Origin of the sequence: Catenuloplanes indicus (genome assembly GCF_030813715.1) — a bacterium.
Taxonomy (GTDB): Bacteria; Actinomycetota; Actinomycetes; order Mycobacteriales; family Micromonosporaceae; genus Catenuloplanes; species Catenuloplanes indicus.
Map to the genome: position 1 here is coordinate 4,787,307 of NZ_JAUSUZ010000001.1, position 18,776 is coordinate 4,806,082.

Genomic DNA, 18,776 nt, shown 5'->3' on the forward strand with positions numbered 1-18,776 from the left:
CGGGGAGCCGGGCCGTCCACTATCCGGACGGCCCGGCTTTCTGTGTCCTAGGTCACGGTTTAACTCACCCGATAAGTGGAACGCAGCGTGGCGCGCGCCAATGTGTGGAACGCGAGATTGAAGCCCACCACTGCCGGAGAAACGTCCCAAGTAACGTCGAGTGCATCAACGTCTACTGCGTGTACCGCAAAGACGTATCGGTGTTCGCGGTCACCGGCCGGCGGCGCGGAACCACCATAGGCGAGCGTGCCGTAATCGTTACGGACGTGAAATGCGCCGTCCGGGAGACCGCCCTCCGTCGATCCCGCGCCCTGCGCCAGCTCGGTCACGGTCACCGGCAGGTTCACCGCGACCCAGTGCCAGAAGCCGGAACCGGTCGGCGCGTCCGGGTCGAAGCAGGTCACCACGAAGCTCTTCGTCTCCGCCGGGAAGCCGGACCAGCTCAGCTGCGGGGACACGTTCCGCCCACCCACGCTGTCGTGCGCGAACGTGTCGTCCAGTGCCTTGCCGTCCGCGATGTCCGTGCTGGTCAGCGCGAACGACGGGACGGTGGGCAGCAGGTCGTACGGGTCCGGGGCGACCGGGCGTTCCAAACTCATGATCTGACTCCAATCGTTGTCGGGCTTCTCAGGGTCACGTCCCGGCCGGCCACGGCGCCGGCCGCCGCCATCGGCACCAGCAGGGCACCAAGCAGCAGCAGCGGCCAGGACCATCCGCCGGACGCGTCGTGCACCGCGCCGGCCAGCACCGGGCCGGACGCGGCGAGCAGGTAGCCGATCCCCTGCGCCATGCCGGACATCCGTGCGGCGTGGGCCGCGTCCGGCATGCGCAGCAGGATCAGCGCCAGCGCGAGGCTGATCGTGGTGCCCTGAGCCAGGCCGAGCAGCGCGGCCCAGAGGAAGTCCAGGTGCCCGGTCAGCAGGCCGCCGAACCCCGTGGCGTAGAGCACCGCGCTGGAGAGCGCGTAACCCGTCTGGTTACGGGTCCGGCCGACGGTCAATGTGAAGATCAAGGAACCGGCGATGCCGACCAGGTTGAAGACCGAGAGCGCGTACCCGGCCCGTTCCTGGGTGCTGCCGGACGCGATCAGGATCTCCGGCAGCCACGCCACGGTCGCGTAGTAGACCAGCGACTGGAGGCCCATGAAACCGGTCACCGCCCAGGCCAGCGGCGCCCGCCACAGCGGGGTCCACTGGTCCTCGGTCACGGCCGGCGCCGCGACGGAACGGTCCCGCGCCAGCAGCGGCAGCCAAGCCAGCAGCGCGACCGCGGGCGGCAGCGCCCAGAGCGCGAGGGCCGGGCGCCAGGCGTGGTCGAGGAGCAGCAGCAGCGGCACCGACGTCCCGGCCGCGATCGCCGCGCCGGTGGAGAGCGAGATCGAGTAGACGCCCGTCATCGTGCCGGCCCGGTCCGGAAACTCGCGTTTGACCAGCACCGGCAGCAGTACGTTGCCGGCCGCGATGGCGACGCCGAACACCGCGGTGCCGGCGAACAGCAGCACGACCGGCTCGGGCAGCCGCAGCAGGCCGCCGATCGTCATCGCGCACAGCACCGCGACCAGCGCCGGCACCAGGCCGATCCGGCGGGCCAGCATCGGCGCGAACGGCGCCAGCAGCCCGAAGCACAGCACCGGGATCGTGGTCAGCAGCGCCGCCGCCGGGCTGGACAGGCCGGTGTCCGCGCGAACGTCCGACAGCATCGGCGACACCGCGACCACGGCGGGCCGCAGGTTCGCGGCGAGCAGCACCACGGCGATCACCACGCCCGCCCGGCCCCCTCTGCCCACCTCCCGCATTCTGCCCGCCCATCCGTTGTGGCGCGATTCCAGCCCGCATCAACCCGTCAGATACCAAAATGCCGATATTCCCGCTTCCGGCGGGCCGAGTTCCGCATGCTCCCGCGGGCACCGGTCCAATGCCACTTAGCTTATTTTGATCTTGGTTGCCTGGTGGGTGGTCTGGTGGCTTTGTCTGCTTCGATGGTGTGGTGTCGGGTGTGGGGGTGCGGCCGGATCAGGTGTCGGTCGGTGTGCTGGTGACGGCGGTGCCGCGGGATGCGGTTGATGGGGCGGTGGCGCAGTGCGGTGTGGGTGCGAAACGGTCGGATGGGAAGTTGCCGCCGCATGTGACGGCGTATCTGACGATGGGGTTGTGGCTGTTCGCGGATGATGACTATGCCGAGGTCGCGAAGAAGGTGACCGGTGGACTGGACCGGTTCGGGTGCTGGGATGCGGGCTGGTTGGCGCCGACGCCGGGTGGGATTTCTCAGGCCAGGAAGCGGCTGGGCCGGGATGTGCTGGCGGAGGTGTTCGAGCGGGTCGCCCGGCCGGTCGCGTCACCGGTCACGTCAGGTGCGTGGTTGCGGGACCGGCGGGTCCTTGCCATCGACGGGTTCGACGTGGACGTGCCGGACACGATGGAGAACGCGGCCGAGTTCGGGTACTCCCGGACCGGTGGTGGCCCGTCGGCGTTCCCGAAAGCCCGGGTCGTGGCGTTGACCGAGTGCGGGACACACGCGTTCCTGGCGGCGGAGGTCGGCGCGTATGCGGTCGCCGAACAGACCCTGGCCATGCCGTTGTATTCGCGGCTGCGACGCGGGGAACTGCTGACCGCCGACCGTGCCTTCTACTCGTTTACGGCGTGGGACCGGGCGCAGGCGACCGGCGCGGACCTGCTGTGGCGGATCCAGGCCGGGATCAGGCTCCCGGTGATCGAGATCCTCGGCGACGGCACCTATCTGACCGTGTTGATGGACAAGACGATCCGCGGTGGCCGCCGGGACCGGATCCTGGCCGCCGCGGCCGGCGGGACCCTGGACACCTGCGACGACGCGATCAACGACCGTGGCCTGCCCGCCGCCCACCTGGTCCGGATCGTCGAGTACGACGTCCCGGACCGGGCCGGTAACGGCACCGGTGAGCTGATCACCCTGGCCACCACCATCACCGACCCCGCCCAGGCCGGCCCGGACGAACTCGCCGAGGCATACCACCTGCGATGGGAACACGAAACCGCCAACGACCAGCTCAAAACCCACCTCCGCGGGCCCGGCCGGATCCTGCGCTCGAAACTGCCCGACCTCGTCCACCAGGAAATCTGGGCCTGGCTGCTCGTCCAGCACGCACTCACCGTCCTGATCACCGCCGCCGCCGACGCCGCCGCGATCGACCCCGACCGGATCAGCTTCACCGACACCCTGCGCCTCGTCCGCCGCTCAGCCACCGGCTCAGCGGCCATTTCCCCCTGAGGACTGGACCACCCAGCTACCCACCATCTGGACCCACATCACCCGGGAACTCAACCCCACCCGACGCCACCGCACCTGCCCCCGCGCCGTCAAACGCTGCCGCCGCAACATGTACCGGCCCAAACGACGCGACGAACCCGCCAGCACCCGACACACCGGCCCCGCCACCATCCGCCTCCACCCACCATCAAGATCAAAATAAGCTAAGTGGCATTGGGCACCGGTCGTCGCTGGCGCTCCTCCCTGTCAGTCCGTGGCCGCAAGCCCTCCACCGTCATCGCTCTGCCCTGCTTACCTGACCACCCGCCCTACCCGGACACCGAGATTCCCTTGTACCCCCTCGCCCTCAGGCAACCAGCCGAAATACCTCGCAACCGGCACAGGCCCAAACCCTGAAGCCGCACGGCGCGCGCCCCGCCCCGATGACCCGACCCGCGGAGACCCGAGCCAACGCGGAGACCCGACCCGGCCGCACGGGCCGCGAAGCGCAGCGCAGGCCGAACGCGCGAAGCGCAGCGCAGGCCGAACGCGCGAAGCGCAGCGCAGGCCGAACGCGCGAAGCGCAGCGTCGGGTCGCGCGGCGCCGCGCGGCGCGGCGCCAGGGCGATGCGCCGTGGCTGCTTCGGAGCGCGCGCGAAGCCCGCGTCCGAAATATCGGCATATCTGGCGCCGCCTTCGGGTGTCCCTGTCCGCGGGAATCCCGCCCGGCGCCACCTTCGCGCCGGGCCGGCGGAGAGTCACCGGGCGGCCCGCCCCCGATATGGCGATATTCCGGCGCCGGTGGCCGGCGCGAAGCGGGCGACGACCGGCAGCGCGGCCTGCACCGCCGGCGTCGGTGCGGGACTGGTGGCGTGCGAAGCACGCGCGGCCACCGGGAGCGCTGGCCTGCACCGCCGGTATTGGTCCGGGACCGGTGGCGTGCGAAGCGCGTGGATCGCGGGCGGTGTGGGTTTGCATTGCCGGTGTTGAGGCGGAACTGGCAGGGAGGAGCGCCAGCGACGACCGGTGCCCGCGGGAGCATGCGGAGACCGGCCCGCCGGAAGTGGGAAGATCAAGAATTTGATCCTGGGTGGGGTGCCAGGTCAGAGGTGCAGGGACTCCGGTGCGTGCAGGCGGAGCATGGTGGTGCCGATCGCCGGGGGGACGTGGTGGCGGGTGGCCAGGGAGACCGCGACCATGGTGGCGAACGCGAGTGGAACGGTCCAGGCGGCGGGCTGGGCTACGGCCTCGGCGGTCCAGCCGGTCAGCGGTGGGCCGAGCACCGTGACCAGGACGGCGGCCACGGCGGCGCCGCCGCCCACGATGATGCCGGCGGCGGCGCCGGGGGCGGTCAGGCCGCGCCACCAGATGCCGAGAACCAGCAGCGGGCAGAAGCTGGACGCGGCGACCGCGAACGCGAGGCCGACCACCTGCGAGACGTCCAGCGACGCCACGTTGAGTGCGAGCAGCAGCGGGACCGCGCCGCCGATCAGCGACGCCAGGCGGAACGTGTGCACCGAGCCGCCGCGGCCGAGTACGTCGGTGGCGAGCACGCCGGCCACGCTGGTGAGCAGGCCGGAGCTGGTGGACAGGAACGCGGCGAACGCACCGGCCGCGACCAGTGCGGAGAGCAGCTGGCCGAGCAGGCCGGTGCCGATCGCGGCGCCGGGCAGCAGCAGCACGACCGCGTCCGTGTCGCCGGTGAGCAGCAGCTGCGGCGTGTAGACGCGGCCGAGGGCGCCGTAGATCGTGGGCAGCAGGTAGAACAGGCCGACCAGGCCCAGCACGACCAGCGTGGTGCGGCGGGCGGCGGCGCCGTCGCGGTTGGTGTAGAAGCGAACCAGCACGTGCGGCAGGCCCATGGTGCCCAGGAACGTGGCGAGGATCAGCGAGTACGTGCCGAACAGGCTGCCGCCGCGGCCGGGCAGCAGCCAGTCGAGGCCGTGCGCGGCACCCTCGACGGCCGGCACCGGCGCACCGGCCGGGAACGACAGCTCGTCACCGGCCGCGACCGCGCGGGTGCTGCCGTCGGTGAACGTAAGCGTCGCCGGTGTCTCCACGGTCAGCACCGTGGCCTGCCGGAACGTGAGTCCGTCCGCGGGCGTGACCGGCGGCCGGGCGTCGGACTGCCAGACCAGGACGAGGAAGATCGCGGGTACGGCCAGCGCGGTCAGCTTCAGCCAGTACTGGAACGCCTGGACGAACGTGATCGCCCGCATGCCGCCGAGCGCCACGTTCGCGGTGACGACCGCGAAGACCAGCACCGCGCCGAGCGTGTACGGCGCACCGGTCACGGTGGCCAGCGTCAGCCCGGCGCCCTGCAACTGCGGCACCAGGTAGAGCCAGCCGATGAAGACCACGAACACGGTGGCGAGCACACGCAGCCGGCGGGAGCCGAGCCGCAGCTCGCAGAAGTCCGGCAGGGTGAACGCGCCGGAGCGGCGCAGCGGCGCGGCCACGAACAGCAGCAGCGCGAGGTATCCGGCCGCGAAGCCGACCGGGTACCAGAGCACGTCCACGCCGAACTTCAGGATCAGCCCGGCCACGCCCAGGAACGACGCGGCGGAGAGGTATTCGCCGCCGATCGCGGCCGCGTTCCAGGTCGGGCTGACCATTCGGGACGCGACCAGGAAGTCCGAGGTGGTACGCGCCAGCCGCAGGCCGTAGAAGCCGATCGCGACCGTCACCGCGGTCATCACGACCACGGTCGGGATCAGGTACGGGTTAGGAGTCATGCCGCTGCACCAGCGCGGTGAAGTCCTGATCGTTGCGTTCGGCCAGGTGCACGTAGGTCCAGCCGACCGCGAGCAGGAACGGGAACGAGACGCCGCCGAGCAGCAGCCACGGCAGGTTCACACCGAGGATCTTCACGGTGGTGACGGACGGCGCGATCGCGAACAGCAGTGGCAGCCCGCCGAGCCCGATCACGACCACCACCGCGAGCCGTACGGCCAGCGCGAACTGGGCCCGGATCAGTCCGCGCAGCAGCGCCTCGCCGACCTGGTTCTGCTCGGCCAGGTCGATCCGGGCCCGGTCGGCGGCGCGCGGGCGGCCCACCTCGGCGAGCACCACCCGGACGCGGGCCGGCCGGTCCGGCATGTCAGCGGTTCCAGTCCTGCTTGGCCGCGCGGACCAGGCGGTCCTTCAGCTCACGGGTGTGCCGGCGGGAGACGGGCAGCTCGGTGCCGTCGACCACCACGACGTAGCCGGAGTTGGCCAGCCGCAGCTCCGCGATCAGCCGCAGCTGTACCAGGTAGGACCGGTGGATCCGGACGAACCCGGCGTCGGCCCAGCGCTCGGCCAGCGTGGCCAGCGGCACCCGGACCAGGTGCGAGCCGTCCGAGGTGTGCAGCCGCGCGTAGTCGCCCTGCGCCTCCACCCAGCGGACCGCGGACCGGGGCAGCATGCGGGTGGTGCCGGCCAGCTCGACCGGGATCGTCGGGTCGTCCTCGCCGCGGGCCAGTGCGGCGCGCTGGGCCGGGATCACGCGCGCCTCGGCGACCCGGCGCAGCGACTCGGCCAGCCGTTCGGTGCGGACCGGCTTGCGCACGTAGTCGGTGACGCCGAGGTCGAACGCGTCCACCGCGCCGTCGTCGTAGGCGGTGACGAACACGATCGCGGGCGGGCGGGCGAACCGGCGCAGCACCCGGGCCAGTTCCATGCCGTCCAGGCCGGGCATGCGGATGTCCAGGAAGACCGCGTCCACGTCGGTGTCCCGCAGTAGGCGCAGCGCCTCGGTGGCGTCACCGGCCGTGTACACCCGGGCCACCCGCGGATCGGTACGCAGCAGGTAGGCCAGCTCGTCCAGCGCCGGCGGCTCGTCGTCGACCGCCAGCACCCGCAGGAACGCCGTCACGCGCGTACGCCTGGGTGGAATTTGGGCACTCGCATGCTCACCTTCATTCCGGCGCCGAGGGCGGTCTCGACGACCAGTCCGAACTGGTCACCGAAGGCCGACCGCAGCCGCTCATCCACGTTCGACAGGCCGACGTGCTGGCCGGAGTCGTCGGACTCCCCGGCCGCCTGTGCCATCCCGGCGACGAGTACGGCGGGGTCCATCCCGACCCCGTCGTCCTCCACCGTGATGTGGCACTCCGCCCCGGCGTCGCTGGCCTCGATGCTGACCATCCCGGTGCCGGGCTTGCGCGAGAGGCCGTGCCGGATCGCATTTTCCACCAGCGGTTGCAGGCAGAGAAACGGGAGGCTCACCGGAAGGACCTCCGGGGCGATCTGCAGGCGGACCTGCAGACGGTCTCCGAACCGCGCACGCTCGATGGTCAGGTACCGATCGATCGAGCGCAACTCCTCGGCGAGCGTAGTGAACTCGCCGTGGGCCCGGAAGGAGTACCGGGTGAATTCCGCGAACTCCAGAATCAGCTCGCGGGCGCGTTCCGGGTCGGTCCGCACGAACGAGGCGATCGCGGTCAGCGCGTTGTAGATGAAGTGCGGGCTGATCTGCGCGCGCAGCGCCCGCACCTCGGCGCGGGCCAGCCGTTCGCGCGACGAGTCCAGCTCGGCCAGCGCGAGCTGTGCCGCGGCCCAGCGCGCGGTCTCCAGCGTGGCCTGCACCAGCCCGGGCGCGGGCTGGCCGTCCGCGACCGCGACCAGCGCGGCCCCGGACCGGCCGTCCGGTCCGGTCAGCGGTGCCACCACGGCGCCGCGCACCACGCAGTCCATCCGGTCGCAGGGCAGGTCGTTCTGGCCGAGGACGGCGGAGCGGTTCTGCGCGATCGCGCGGGCACCGGCCGCGGCCAGCTGCGGGGTGTGGTGCGCGCCGCGGCCGTCCAGCCCGAGCAGGCCGTCGGTGCCGGTCAGCGCGAGGCCGGGCGCTCCGACCAGCGTGCGCAGGTGCCGGACCGCCTTGGCCGCGTTCACCCGGTCGAGCCCGGCGCGCAGGGGTTCCGCGGCCAGGCTCGCGGTGTGCAGCAACTGGTACGTGGCGCGCTGTGCCTCGGTGGCGATGCCGCGCCGCTGCCGGAGCCGGATGACCGCGGCGACCGCGGCGGCCAGCGCGCTGATGAGCGCCAGCACGGCCGCGGCCGTAGACAGATTTGCCCCCACCGCCGAATCCTGACGGTGGGGGCAAATTTGCACAAGGCCTTAGTAGGCGCCCTTCCGGGCCACGACGACGCCGACCGTGCGCCACAGGATGCTCAGGTCGTACGCCAGGGACCAGTTGTCCACGTAGTAGAGGTCCAGCCGCACCGCCTCGTCCCAGGAGAGGTCGGAGCGTCCGGAGACCTGCCACAGGCCGGTGATACCGGGGCGGACCAGCAGCCGCCGCCGCACGTCGCCGAGGAAGTCACCGTCGTCGGCCGGCAGCGGGCGCGGCCCGACCAGCGACATCTCACCGAACAGCACGTTGATCAGCTGGGGCAGCTCGTCCAGCGAGCTGGCCCGCAGGAACCGGCCGGCCGGGAAGATCCGCGGGTCGTTCTTGACCTTGAAGAGCAGACCGTCCGTCTCGTTCATGTCCTGCATCGAGGCAAGCCGCTCCTCGGCGTCGACGTACATGGTCCGGAACTTCCAGACCTTGAACGTCTTGCCCTCGTGGCCCACCCGCGACTGCCGGAAGAACGCCGGACCCGGGTCGGAGATCTTGATCGCGATACCGATCGCCAGCAGCAGCGGCGACAGCAGGATCAGGCCGAGCCCGGCCGCCACCCGGTCCATCACGTTCTTGGCCAGCCAGCCGAGACCGGAGATGGTCGGCTCTTCCACGTGCAGCAGCGGCAGGCCCTCGATCGGCCGGATGTGCACCCGCGGACCGGCGATGTCGGTCAGCTGCGGCGCCACCACCAGGTCGATGCCGGTGCCCTCCAGCTGCCACGCCAGCCGGCGCAGCTCACCCGGCTCGGCGCTGGCCGAGCCGCAGAACGCGATCGTGTCCGCACCCACCTCGCGGACCAGCGCCAGCACGTCCTTACCGGCGTGCACCGGCACCGGCGTCTCCAGGCCCTTCGCGGCTGCGTAGCCGTCGGTCAGGTGGATCGCGACCGGCACCAGGCCGGCGGCCGGGCTGCGGGTGACCGCGGTGTAGACCTCGAGCGTCTCCGGCAGCGTGCCGAGCAGCACCATGCGCTGCGCGGCCGCGCCGAACCGGCGGCGGGACACGTGCAGGATCAGGCGTGCGACGTACCGCGCGAAGAGGATCAGCACGGTCGCGCCGACCAGCGCGAAGCCGACCGAGAGCCGGGACAGGTCGGTCTTGGTGGCGAACGCGATGAAGGACACGCTGGCCGCGACCGTCACCGAAGCCCGGGTCACCCGTTTGAACTCATCGGTGCCGAGACCGAGGTAGCGGCGGTCGTAGGCGCCGTTGGCCCACAGCACGATCAGCCAGCCGAGCGGCAGCAGCACGTACGCCACGGCCTGGAACCACGGCTCGCCGTTGTCCGGATCCTGGAAGCCCGAGGCCGCCTGCTCGAAAAGCGAGACCGCGATCAGGCTGGCGATCGCCGCGGCGCCGAAGTCGAGGAGGAGCAGCATGACCGTGTACGGCCGGTGCCACCGTGAGACGGTGCGTTTCGCCCTCGTCCAGGCCGAGCGTGGCACACCGTTCGTGGGCCGCTCGGGCGGAGTCGGTTGAATCTCGAACTCGTCGTACTGGGGCACGCTGTTGCTCCGGCCTGTTTTGACGACCGGGCGTTGGAGGCTCGTCGTCACCTCACCTACGTCCTCCCGCGTGACAGGTGCTACCCACCCGCCCATCGGGCCATGGGAAGCCCACCGCATCAGTTTCCCATGACTCCCGGGACGTGGCGGTGACCCGGCAGACATTACGCTCCGTCGCTCGGTCCGGGAAACCGGCACCGGCCTGACGGCCGATGGTTCCTCGCTTCAGTGCGTGAGACCGGGACACTATACCGACGGAACCGGTCTGCGAAAGGTCGCCGAAGCGCCGGATTCACGGGTTGAGACCGCATTGTTCTTCTCCTGGGCATTGGGGAGTCCTCGCAGGTCACGCTCAGATTGCGAGCGATTACTGTGGAGATTTATCGCACGATTCGAGAAAGTCGGCGATCGGCGAGCGGTTTACCCCCGGTCTGACACGTGGGGCAGTACTGAAGGCTCGTATCCGCGAACGAGACCTCACGCACCGTGTCGCCGCAAACCGGGCACGGTAATCCGGTCCGCGCGTGCACCCGGAAACCGGAGCGCTTCTCGCCCTTCAGCTCCGCGGCCCGCTGGCCCACCGAACGGGTGACCGCGTCCGTCTCCACCGCGCGCATCGCCTCGAACAGTCGCGCGATCTGCTCGGCGGACAGCTTGTTCGTCAGCGCGAACGGCGACAGCTTCGCCACGTGCAGGATCTCGTCGGAGTACGCGTTGCCGATCCCGGCCAGGATCTCCTGATCGGTGAGCACGCCCTTGATCTGCCCGCGCCGGCTGGTGATCCGCGCGGTGAACGTCGCCAGGTCGACGGCGAGCGCGTCCGGACCGAGCCGGGACACACCCGGCACCTCGGCCGGGTCACGGACCAGGTAGGCGGCGAGGCTCTTCTTCGTACCGGCCTCGGTCAGGTCGAAACCGGAGCCGTCGTCCAGCCGTACCCGGACCGCGATCGGGCCCTTGCCCGGCTTCAGCGGCGTGGCGGCCGGGAACGACTCGCGGTAGTGCAGCCAGCCGGCCCGGGCCAGGTGCACCACCAGGTGAATCTCACCGCCGAACGTGACGTCCAAGAACTTGCCGTGCCGGCCCGCGGCCGTTATCTCCAGGCCCGCGACCGCCGACGGCGGCGGATCGTACGTCTTCAGGGCGCTGATCGCGACGACCTCCAGGCGGTCGGCCGTGCGGCCCACCGCGCGCTCGCGAAGGTACGCGGCGAGCGCTTCCACCTCCGGTAACTCTGGCACGTCTCAAACGGTAGCGTCTTGGACCTATGAAGGTCCTGGTCGCGCACAATCGTTACCGCGACGCCATGCCGTCCGGTGAGAACACGATCGTCGATCAGGAGATCGCTCAGCTGTCCGATGCGGGCGTCGAGGTGGTGCCGTTCCTCCGCAGCTCGGACGCGATTCCCGGGATGTCGGCGGCGAGCAAGGCGCTGTTGCCGATCTCGCCGATCTACGCACCGGCCGCGCAGCGGGACCTGGCCGGTGTGCTCCGTGCACATCGCCCGGACGTGGTGCACCTGCACAACCCGTACCCGTTGATCTCGCCCTGGATCGTCCGCACCGCGCACCGGCACGGCGTCCCGGTGGTGCAGACCGTGCACAACTACCGCCAGGTCTGCGCGCCCGGCCTGTTCTTCCGGGACGGCCGGATCTGCACGGACTGCCGTGATCGGACGTTCCCGCTGCCCGCGATCGTGCACGGCTGCTACCGGGGTTCGCGGGCACAGAGCGCGGTGATGGCAACCGCGCTCGCGGTGCACCGGCCGACCTGGCGCGCGGTCGACCGCTTCATCGCGCTCACCGGGGCGATCAAAGACCATTTGCAGGGGTACGGGATCCCGCCGTCGCACATCGTGGTGAAGCCGAACGCGGTGCCGGATCCGGGCCCGCCCGCCGCGCCCGGCGACGGCTTCCTCTACCTCGCCCGGCTCTCCCCGGAGAAGGGCCTCGGTCTGCTGCTGGACGCCTGGCACCGGCACCCGGACGGCGCGCTCGGCACGCTGCGCATCGCCGGCGACGGTGAGCTGCGCCCGGCGGTCGAGGCCGCGGCGGCCGCACGCACGGACGTGGAGTACCTCGGCGTGCTGGACCGGAACGGCGTGCGCGCGGCGCTGCGGCGTACCGCGGTGGTTCTTGTGGTTTCCACCTGGCACGATGTGCTTCCGACGGTGACGATCGAGGCGCTGGCCGCCGGCCGGCCGGTGCTCGGCAGCGCGCTCGGCGGCATTCCCTACCTGATCGGGGACGCCGGCTGGGTGGTGCGGGCGGACGCGGACGAGCTGGCCGCGGCACTGCCGGCCGCCCGGGACGGCGCGGCCGCGCTGACACACGCGGCGCGGGCACGGTACGAGTCGACGTTCCACCCGCGGGTGGTCACCCGCCGCCTGCTCGACGTGTACGACGGTCTTCTCAGCAATGTGTGAGCGTATTCCGCGGCTTCTCCGGGAAAGGTGCGACTCGTGACGGGAAGCGGCATGATTCCTCCCTCTCCGATCAGCGCGATGCCGGACACGCTGCCCGAGCCGCCCCGGCGCTGGTCCCGGCGGCAACTCCTGATCGCCGGCGCCGGACTCGCGGCCGTCGGGCTCAGCGGCTGCGGCGCCGGATTCGTGATCGGCGCGGACTCGGCCCGCGAGGCGAACCGCGGCGCGGAGGCCGGCGGCGCGGACAACCTGCTGAACTTCATCTCCCGGCCCGACCTGCACGTGCAGCGGGTGGTGGTGTCCACACCGGCGCCGGACCCGTCCGCCGGGCTGGTGTTCCTCACCCCCGCGCAGGGACGCGGTCAGTTCGGCACACTGATCGTGGACACGAACGGCGTGCCGGTGTGGTTCCGCCCGGTGCCCGCGCCGGCCACCGTCGCGATCGACCTGAAGGTTCAGAAATATCAGGACAAGCCGGTGCTGACCTGGTGGGAGGGCCTGATCGGCGGAACCGGCGGTCTCGGCATAGGACAGGGCGAGTTCGTCATCTTCGACAACCGCTACCGCGAGGTCACCCGGATCCGCGCGGACGGCGTCACCCAGGCCGACCAGCACGACCTAAAGATCACCTCACGCGGCACCGCGCTGTTCTGGGTGTACCGCCCGATCTCCGCGGACCTCACCCCGGTCGGTGGCCCGGCCGCGGGCGCGCTGCACGACGGCGTGCTCCAGGAGGTCGACATCGCCACCGGCAAGCTGCTCATGGAGTGGCGGGCCAGCGACCACGTACCGTACGACGAGTCGTACGCGCCGCTGCCGACCGGCGACTCCGCACTGCTGCCGTACGACTACTTCCACGCGAACTCGGTGGCCGAGGACGACGACGGCAACCTGCTCATCTCCGCCCGGCACACCTGGACCGTCTACAAGGTGGACCGGTCAACCGGCGACGTGATCTGGCGGCTCGGCGGCAAGAAGAGCGACTTCCAGCTGCCACCCGAGGCCACGTTCTCCTGGCAGCACGACGCGCGCCGGCGCAGCGACGGCACCATCGGCCTGTTCGACAACGCGGCCGGCATCACCCGCGAACACGACCGCTCCCGCGGCCTGATCCTCACACTGGACGAGGACGCCGGCACGGCCACGCTGGTCCACGAGTACGTACACCCGCGCCGGCTGTCCGCGCCCACCCAGGGCAGCATGGAGGAACGGCCGGACGGCGGCTCGTTCATCGGCTGGGGCGAGCTGCCGTACTTCACCGAGTTCGCCTCGGACGGCACCGTGCTCTTCGACGGCCGGCTCCCGTCGGACAGCCAGTCGTACCGCGCGTCCCGCGCCACCTGGACCGCCGAGCCGGCCGACCAGCCCGCCGTCGGGTTGCGCCGCGAGGCCGGCAAACTGGTCGCCTACGCCAGCTGGAACGGCGCCACCGAGGTCGAGACGTGGCAGATCCGCGCCGGCGCCCAGCCCGGCAGCCTCGGCGTGGTCGCCGAGGGCGACCGCACCGGCTTCGAAACCGCCCTCACGGTCCCCGGCACCCCGGAATACCTCCGCGCCGACGCTTTCGCCCCCAACGGCCGCCTCCTCGGCTCCTCCGCCATCATCCCGGTCCGCGGCTGAGCCGATTACGTCCCTGCCGGTCCGTCAGGACCGCGGCAGGTCGTGGGCGCGGAGGGCGTTGCGGGCGCTGAAGGCGATGCTGGTGAGGAGGAAAGCACCGTTGGTGAGGGTGAAAATGCCGATGAACCAGACCATGGCGATGGGGGCCACGGTGAGGACGGCGGCGGCGACGGCGATGATGGCGCCGTAGTCGCGGATCAGCTTCAGGATGCGGATCGGGAGCGTGTTGGATTTCAGCATGCTGGCTGCCTGGGGGCCGGTGGCCAGGACCGAGGTGATCAGGTTGACCATCCAGCCGCCGGCGAAGAGCGCGATCAGCCAGGCGGGGGTCTCCGGTTCCTGGGCGACCGCGACCGCGGAGAGGGCGCCGACCAGCGCGATCTGGCCGGCCACGTCGCACAGGATGTCGACGCGGGCGCCGTCGGAGCTGGTCTGGCCGGTGACCCGGGCGAGCTGGCCGTCGGCGCAGTCGAAGGCGTAGGCGAGCTGCCAGCCGGCCAGCGCGATCAGGCCGATGACCACGCCGGGCACCTGACCGGCGGCGACCGGGGCGGCGGTCACGATGACCAGGGCGGAGACGACCGCGCTGATGCCCAGGTTGAAGATGGTGAGCGTGGTCGGTGCGAGCTTCTTGCGGTAGCCGAAGAGCGCGAGTTTGGCGCCGAGTCGCTGGCTGACCGCCTCGCTGTAGAGGCCGCCGCCGCGGTTGACGCGGTAGAAGTCGGACTCGGCCGGCTGGTGCTCAGGAGCGCTGGACTGCATCAACGTAGTCTGCCAGCCGCGCGCGAATCTCCTTCGTACCCATGTCCAGGTGTTCGATGATCGTATATCGGTCGGGGCGGGTGCGCGGTGCGAACGCGATGACGTCCACGAACTGTTCGTCGGTCAGGCCGAAGTCCCGGTGGGTGCGGTGCAGGCCGTGCCGGCGCAGGCAGCGGGAGATCTGCCGGAAGCGTGTCTCGTCGCCGCGCAGGAACGTGCAGAACAACGCGCCCATGCCGGCCAGTTCGCCGTGCGAGCCGGTGCGGGGGTGAAGGACGTCGACCGCGTGCATGATCTCGTGACAGCCGCCGCTGCACGGGCGGCTGGAGCCGGAGACCGCCATCGCCAAGCCGCTGGCGATCAGGCCTTCGGCGAGCACCGTGACGAAGCCGTCGTCGGTCATGTCGCCGGGATGGCTGAGCAGCGCCTCCGCGCCCATCCGGGCCAGTGACGCGGACAGTCCGTCGACCGGTTCGCCGCGGATGTCCCGGGCGAGTTCCCAGTCGGCGAGCGCGCTGAGGTTGCTGAGCACGTCGCCGATCCCGCCGCGGTTGTAGCGGGACGGGCCGGACTCGACGAAGTCCAGGTCGACGATGACCGCGATCGGGATGTGCACGCCGTACGAGCCCTTGATCCCGTCGTTGACCAGGCTCGCGACCGGTGAGCCGATGCCGTCGTTGGCGAGGCTGGTGGCGACCGACACCATCGGGATGCCGTAGCGGGTGGCCGCGTACTTCGCGGTGTCCAGCGTGGTGCCGCCGCCGATCCCGACCACCGCGTCGTACGACCGGGCACGCAGCTTCGCAGCCAGCTCGTTCGCGCTGTCCAGCGTGCCACCGGAGACCGTGAAGATGTCGGCCGCGCCGAGGCTGGGCCGGATCAGGTCGGCGACCCGCGCGCCGACGCCGTGCCCGACCACCACGGCCACGTCGCCGCCGGCGGATATCCGGCCGTCCGCGAGGATCCGGCCGAGGTCGGCCACGGCACCGCGGCGCACGTCGACGTGCAGCGGTGTGAGGATCGTGCGGGCTAGTAGCGGCATGCGATGGCCCGGGCGCGCGCCAGGTCGTCGTGGTCGTCCACCTCGACCCAGGGGACGTCGCCGATGTCCGCGTACCGGATCGCGCCGCCGCGGTCCGCGTACTCCTGGAAGCCGTCCTCGTAGTAAAGGTGCGGGTCGCGGCGCCAGACCGTCTCCAGCGCGTCCGCGAGGCCACCGGCCGCGGCCGGCGAGATGAGCGAGACGCCGATGTACTCGCCGGTCGCCGCGGCCGGGTCCATCAGCTTGGTGATCCGGCTAAGGCGCCCGTCGGGCGAAAAATCGGCTTTCATCTCCTCGGCGGCGAGTTGCTTCGCGGTGTCCAGCGCCAGCACGATCGACGGGCCGCGCGCGGCCAGCAGCGTCTTCTGCACGCCGGCCGGGTGCACGGTGTCGCCGTTGACCAGCATCGCACCGTCCGCGAAGTGGTCTCGGGCGCACCAGAGCGAGTACGCGTTGTTCCACTCCTCGGCCCGGTCGTTGTGCACCAGCGTCAGCCGTACCCCGTGACGATCCTGAAGTTGATCCACGCGGGCCGCGACGGCGTCAGCGCGGTAGCCCACCACGATCGTCACGGCGGACAGGCCCACGGACGCCAGGTTGCGCAGCGCGATGTCCAGGATCGTGGTCTCGCCGTCCACCGGTACGAGCGCCTTCGGCAGCTCATCGGTGTACGGGCGCAGACGTCGTCCGGCACCGGCAGCGAGCACGAGACCGATCATTCCCATACCGAGAACAACGACCGACCGTCAGAAACCGAACACCCGGAGCATGGCGAACCCGTCCGCGACGATCCGCCGGATCGTGTCGTCGTCCGGCCGGTTCTCGTCCAGCAGATCCAGCTCGGTCTCGGTGACCCAGGCGAAGTCGGTGTGCTTGCCCGCCTCCAGCCGCGGCCGGGTCAGGTCGCCGTCCACCCGGCAGAGGTAGTCGGTCTCCAGCCGGTAGAGCCCGTCGTCACCCTTCCAGGTGTGCTCGCCGACCGTGCCGAGCACGTGCGACAGGATCCAGCCGGTCTCCTCGCGGACCTCGCGGTGCAGCGCCTCCTCGACGCTCTCCCCCGCCTCCACATGGCCGCCGACGATGTCCCAGGTGTCCGGGAACAACCGCCGGTCCGCCGACCGCCGCTGCACGAAGATCCGGCCGTCGTCGTCGACGATCAGCGCACCGGCGCAGAGCAGCGGGTCCGCGGGCGTCCGGCCGGAGGGCGATGTCACGGACGTGAGATTAGCGGAACCCGGCGCTCTTGCCGCTCCGCCTGCGCATTCGCAACCATGAGGGACAGCACGAACAGCAGCCGTATCAAGGGAGATGCGCCATGCACGTTCGCGATGCCATGTCCGCCCTGGTGCTCACGCTGGGGCCCGATCACACACTCCGCCAGGCGGCCACGATGATGGCCGACCGTGGCATCGGCTCCGCCGTGATCCTCGACCCGGACGGCGAGGGCGTGGGGATCATGACCGAACGGGACCTGCTCAAGGCGATCGGCGCCGGGCTGGACCCGGATATCGAACGCATCGGCGGTCACCTGACCTGGGACGTCGTCTACGCGAGCCCACGCTGGACGCTGGAGGAGGCCGCGCTCGCGATGGCCCGCGGCGGTTTCCGGCACCTGGTCGTGCTGGACGGCGACGAGGTCCTCGGCGTGATCTCGGTCCGCGACATCATGCGCGTCTGGGCGCGGGAAAGATCCTTGAAAACCTCCTGACGGTACGGGTGGCGCCGGTCGCTTTCTGCGGCCGGTGCACCCGTCCCCGCCGCTTTTTCCGAGGGCTTTCACCAGTCGGGAACGGGCATGGGGAAGATCATGCCTGGCTCGTAAGCTGTAGCGCATGACCGCTGAGCAGCTGATCTCCTTCGCCCGTGGCGCACCCTCCCTCGACATCGTGGACATCGAGGGTCTGAAGGCCGCGGCGGTGCGTGCGTTCGACGCCGACCCGGCGGGCATCTCCGCCTACGGCACCTCGGTGGGTTACGTCCCGCTCCGGAAGTGGATCGCGGAGAAGCACGGCGTCGCGCCGGAGCAGGTGCTGATCACGAACGGATCGCTGCAGGCCGACGCGTTCCTCTTCGACCACCTGGTCAAGGCCGGTGACGCGGTCGTGGTGGAGAAGCCGACGTACGACCGGACGCTGCTCAACCTGCAGAACCTGGGCGGCAAGGTGCACCAGGTGACACTGGACGTGGACGGCATCGACACCGCGGAGCTGCGCGCGCTGCTGGAGTCCGGCGTGCGCCCGACGCTCGCCCACATCATCCCGAACTACCAGAACCCGGCCGGTGTGACGCTCTCCCTGGAGCGCCGCCGTGAGCTGCTGGCGCTGGCCAAGGAGTTCGGCTTCACGATCTTCGAGGACGACCCGTACGCGGACATCCGGTTCCGCGGCGAGGCGCTGCCGTCGATGCTGTCGATGGACACCGAGGGCGTGGTCGTGCACGCGTCCAGCTTCACCAAGACGGTCTGCCCCGGCGTGCGCGTCGGCTACCTGGTCGGTCCCGCGAAGCTGATCGGTGACATCGCGAAGCGCGCGACGAACCTCTACATCTCGCCCGGCATGGTGTCCGAGGCGATCGTGCACCAGTTCTGCGTGTCCGGCGACATCGACCGGTCGATCGCGACGGTCAGCGCGGCGCTGGGCGAGCGGGCCCGGGTGCTGGCCGAGTCGCTGCGCGCGCACATCCCGGGCGTGCGGTTCACCGAGCCGGACGGCGGTTACTTCCTCTGGATCGACCTGCCCGACGACGTGTACGTGGACAAGCTGCTCCCGGCCGCGGCCGAGCGCGGCGTGGCGGTCGTGAAGGGCACGGACTTCCTGCTCGAGGGCGGCGAGCACTCGCTGCGGCTGGCGTTCTCCGCGGTGACCGTGGACCAGATCGACGAGGGCGTGCGCCGGCTGGCCGCCGCGATCGACGCGGTGCGGGGCTGAAAATAGTGCGCACTAACGCCTGACAGCACCAAAAGGTGCCCTCTTGATCTGTCGGGTTTACGACAATGTGCGGTCAGGCCCGGTCCGGGGTTTCCTTCGGGCCGGGCCTGCCGCCACAATGCGGGAGGCCAATCGCCATGCGATGGCCCACATAGACATA

17 protein-coding genes are annotated in these 18,776 nt (G+C 70.8%); 5 read left to right on the top strand and 12 right to left on the bottom strand.

Features of this window, described 5'->3' with window-relative positions; all coding sequences use genetic code 11:
* Positions 1-59: 59 nt before the first annotated feature.
* On the bottom strand, positions 60-599 hold the full coding sequence (locus J2S42_RS21470; RefSeq protein WP_307241799.1) for a YbhB/YbcL family Raf kinase inhibitor-like protein: 540 nt from the start codon (positions 597-599) through the stop codon (positions 60-62).
* Positions 596-1,786, bottom strand: coding sequence for a CynX/NimT family MFS transporter (locus J2S42_RS21475; RefSeq protein ID WP_307241801.1), 1,191 nt, complete (start codon positions 1,784-1,786; stop codon positions 596-598). Before J2S42_RS21475 ends, J2S42_RS21470 begins: the two co-directional genes overlap by 4 nt.
* Positions 1,787-1,983: 197 nt before the next feature.
* Between J2S42_RS21475 and J2S42_RS21480 the strand changes: the two genes are divergently transcribed.
* The gene (locus J2S42_RS21480) at positions 1,984-3,246 is read left to right on the top strand and encodes an IS4 family transposase (protein WP_307241803.1); all 1,263 of its coding nucleotides are present in this window, start codon (positions 1,984-1,986) and stop codon (positions 3,244-3,246) included.
* A 1,082-nt stretch (positions 3,247-4,328) separates the two neighbouring features.
* Here the strand turns inward: J2S42_RS21480 and J2S42_RS21485 are convergent.
* From J2S42_RS21485 to J2S42_RS21510, 6 genes are all read right to left on the bottom strand, one after another.
* Positions 4,329-5,960, bottom strand: a complete 1,632-nt coding sequence (locus tag J2S42_RS21485) for a sodium/solute symporter (protein WP_307241804.1) — start codon at positions 5,958-5,960, stop codon at positions 4,329-4,331.
* Complete coding sequence (locus tag J2S42_RS21490) at positions 5,950-6,324, bottom strand: hypothetical protein (protein ID WP_307241806.1); 375 nt, start codon at positions 6,322-6,324, stop codon at positions 5,950-5,952. The genes J2S42_RS21485 and J2S42_RS21490 overlap by 11 nt, the downstream gene beginning before the upstream one ends.
* A 1-nt stretch (position 6,325) precedes the next feature.
* The gene (locus J2S42_RS21495; RefSeq protein ID WP_307241808.1) at positions 6,326-7,081 is read right to left on the bottom strand and encodes a LytR/AlgR family response regulator transcription factor; all 756 of its coding nucleotides are present in this window, start codon (positions 7,079-7,081) and stop codon (positions 6,326-6,328) included.
* Entirely contained in the window at positions 7,078-8,286 is a 1,209-nt protein-coding gene (locus J2S42_RS21500) for a sensor histidine kinase (RefSeq protein WP_307241810.1), read from the bottom strand. The genes J2S42_RS21495 and J2S42_RS21500 overlap by 4 nt, the downstream gene beginning before the upstream one ends.
* A gap of 39 nt (positions 8,287-8,325) precedes the next feature.
* Entirely contained in the window at positions 8,326-9,936 is a 1,611-nt protein-coding gene (locus tag J2S42_RS21505) for a sugar transferase (RefSeq protein ID WP_370879216.1), read from the bottom strand.
* A 284-nt stretch (positions 9,937-10,220) separates the two neighbouring features.
* Entirely contained in the window at positions 10,221-11,081 is an 861-nt protein-coding gene (locus J2S42_RS21510) for an Fpg/Nei family DNA glycosylase (protein ID WP_307241814.1), read from the bottom strand.
* 26 nt (positions 11,082-11,107) lie between these two features.
* On the opposite strand from J2S42_RS21510, the gene J2S42_RS21515 reads away from it, so the two are divergent.
* Both J2S42_RS21515 and J2S42_RS21520 read left to right on the top strand, forming a co-directional pair.
* Positions 11,108-12,265 (top strand): glycosyltransferase family 4 protein, encoded by a 1,158-nt coding sequence (locus J2S42_RS21515; protein WP_307241816.1) that lies wholly within the window; start codon positions 11,108-11,110, stop codon positions 12,263-12,265.
* Positions 12,266-12,316: 51 nt separating this feature from the next.
* Positions 12,317-13,885: an arylsulfotransferase family protein gene (locus tag J2S42_RS21520; protein ID WP_307241818.1), complete on the top strand. Its 1,569-nt coding sequence runs from the start codon at positions 12,317-12,319 to the stop codon at positions 13,883-13,885.
* 24 nt (positions 13,886-13,909) lie between these two features.
* On the opposite strand, the gene J2S42_RS21525 is transcribed toward J2S42_RS21520, so the two are convergent.
* The 4 genes from J2S42_RS21525 to J2S42_RS21540 are packed head-to-tail and all read right to left on the bottom strand — an operon-like array spanning position 13,910 to position 16,903.
* On the bottom strand, positions 13,910-14,647 hold the full coding sequence (locus J2S42_RS21525; protein WP_307241820.1) for a CDP-alcohol phosphatidyltransferase family protein: 738 nt from the start codon (positions 14,645-14,647) through the stop codon (positions 13,910-13,912).
* Positions 14,628-15,689 (bottom strand): iron-containing alcohol dehydrogenase family protein, encoded by a 1,062-nt coding sequence (locus J2S42_RS21530; RefSeq protein ID WP_307241821.1) that lies wholly within the window; start codon positions 15,687-15,689, stop codon positions 14,628-14,630. Before J2S42_RS21530 ends, J2S42_RS21525 begins: the two co-directional genes overlap by 20 nt.
* Positions 15,677-16,408: a phosphocholine cytidylyltransferase family protein gene (locus J2S42_RS21535; protein ID WP_307241823.1), complete on the bottom strand. Its 732-nt coding sequence runs from the start codon at positions 16,406-16,408 to the stop codon at positions 15,677-15,679. Before J2S42_RS21535 ends, J2S42_RS21530 begins: the two co-directional genes overlap by 13 nt.
* A gap of 27 nt (positions 16,409-16,435) precedes the next feature.
* Positions 16,436-16,903 carry an NUDIX hydrolase gene (locus tag J2S42_RS21540; RefSeq protein ID WP_307241824.1) on the bottom strand — a complete coding sequence of 156 codons (468 nt, stop codon included), beginning with the start codon at positions 16,901-16,903 and terminating at the stop codon, positions 16,436-16,438.
* A gap of 101 nt (positions 16,904-17,004) precedes the next feature.
* Between J2S42_RS21540 and J2S42_RS21545 the strand changes: the two genes are divergently transcribed.
* Both J2S42_RS21545 and J2S42_RS21550 read left to right on the top strand, forming a co-directional pair.
* Complete coding sequence (locus tag J2S42_RS21545; RefSeq protein WP_307241826.1) at positions 17,005-17,397, top strand: CBS domain-containing protein; 393 nt, start codon at positions 17,005-17,007, stop codon at positions 17,395-17,397.
* Between the two features lie 124 nt (positions 17,398-17,521).
* A complete protein-coding gene (locus J2S42_RS21550) occupies positions 17,522-18,616 on the top strand; it encodes an aminotransferase-like domain-containing protein (protein ID WP_307241828.1) in 1,095 nt (364 codons plus the stop codon).
* Positions 18,617-18,776: the final 160 nt, after the last annotated feature.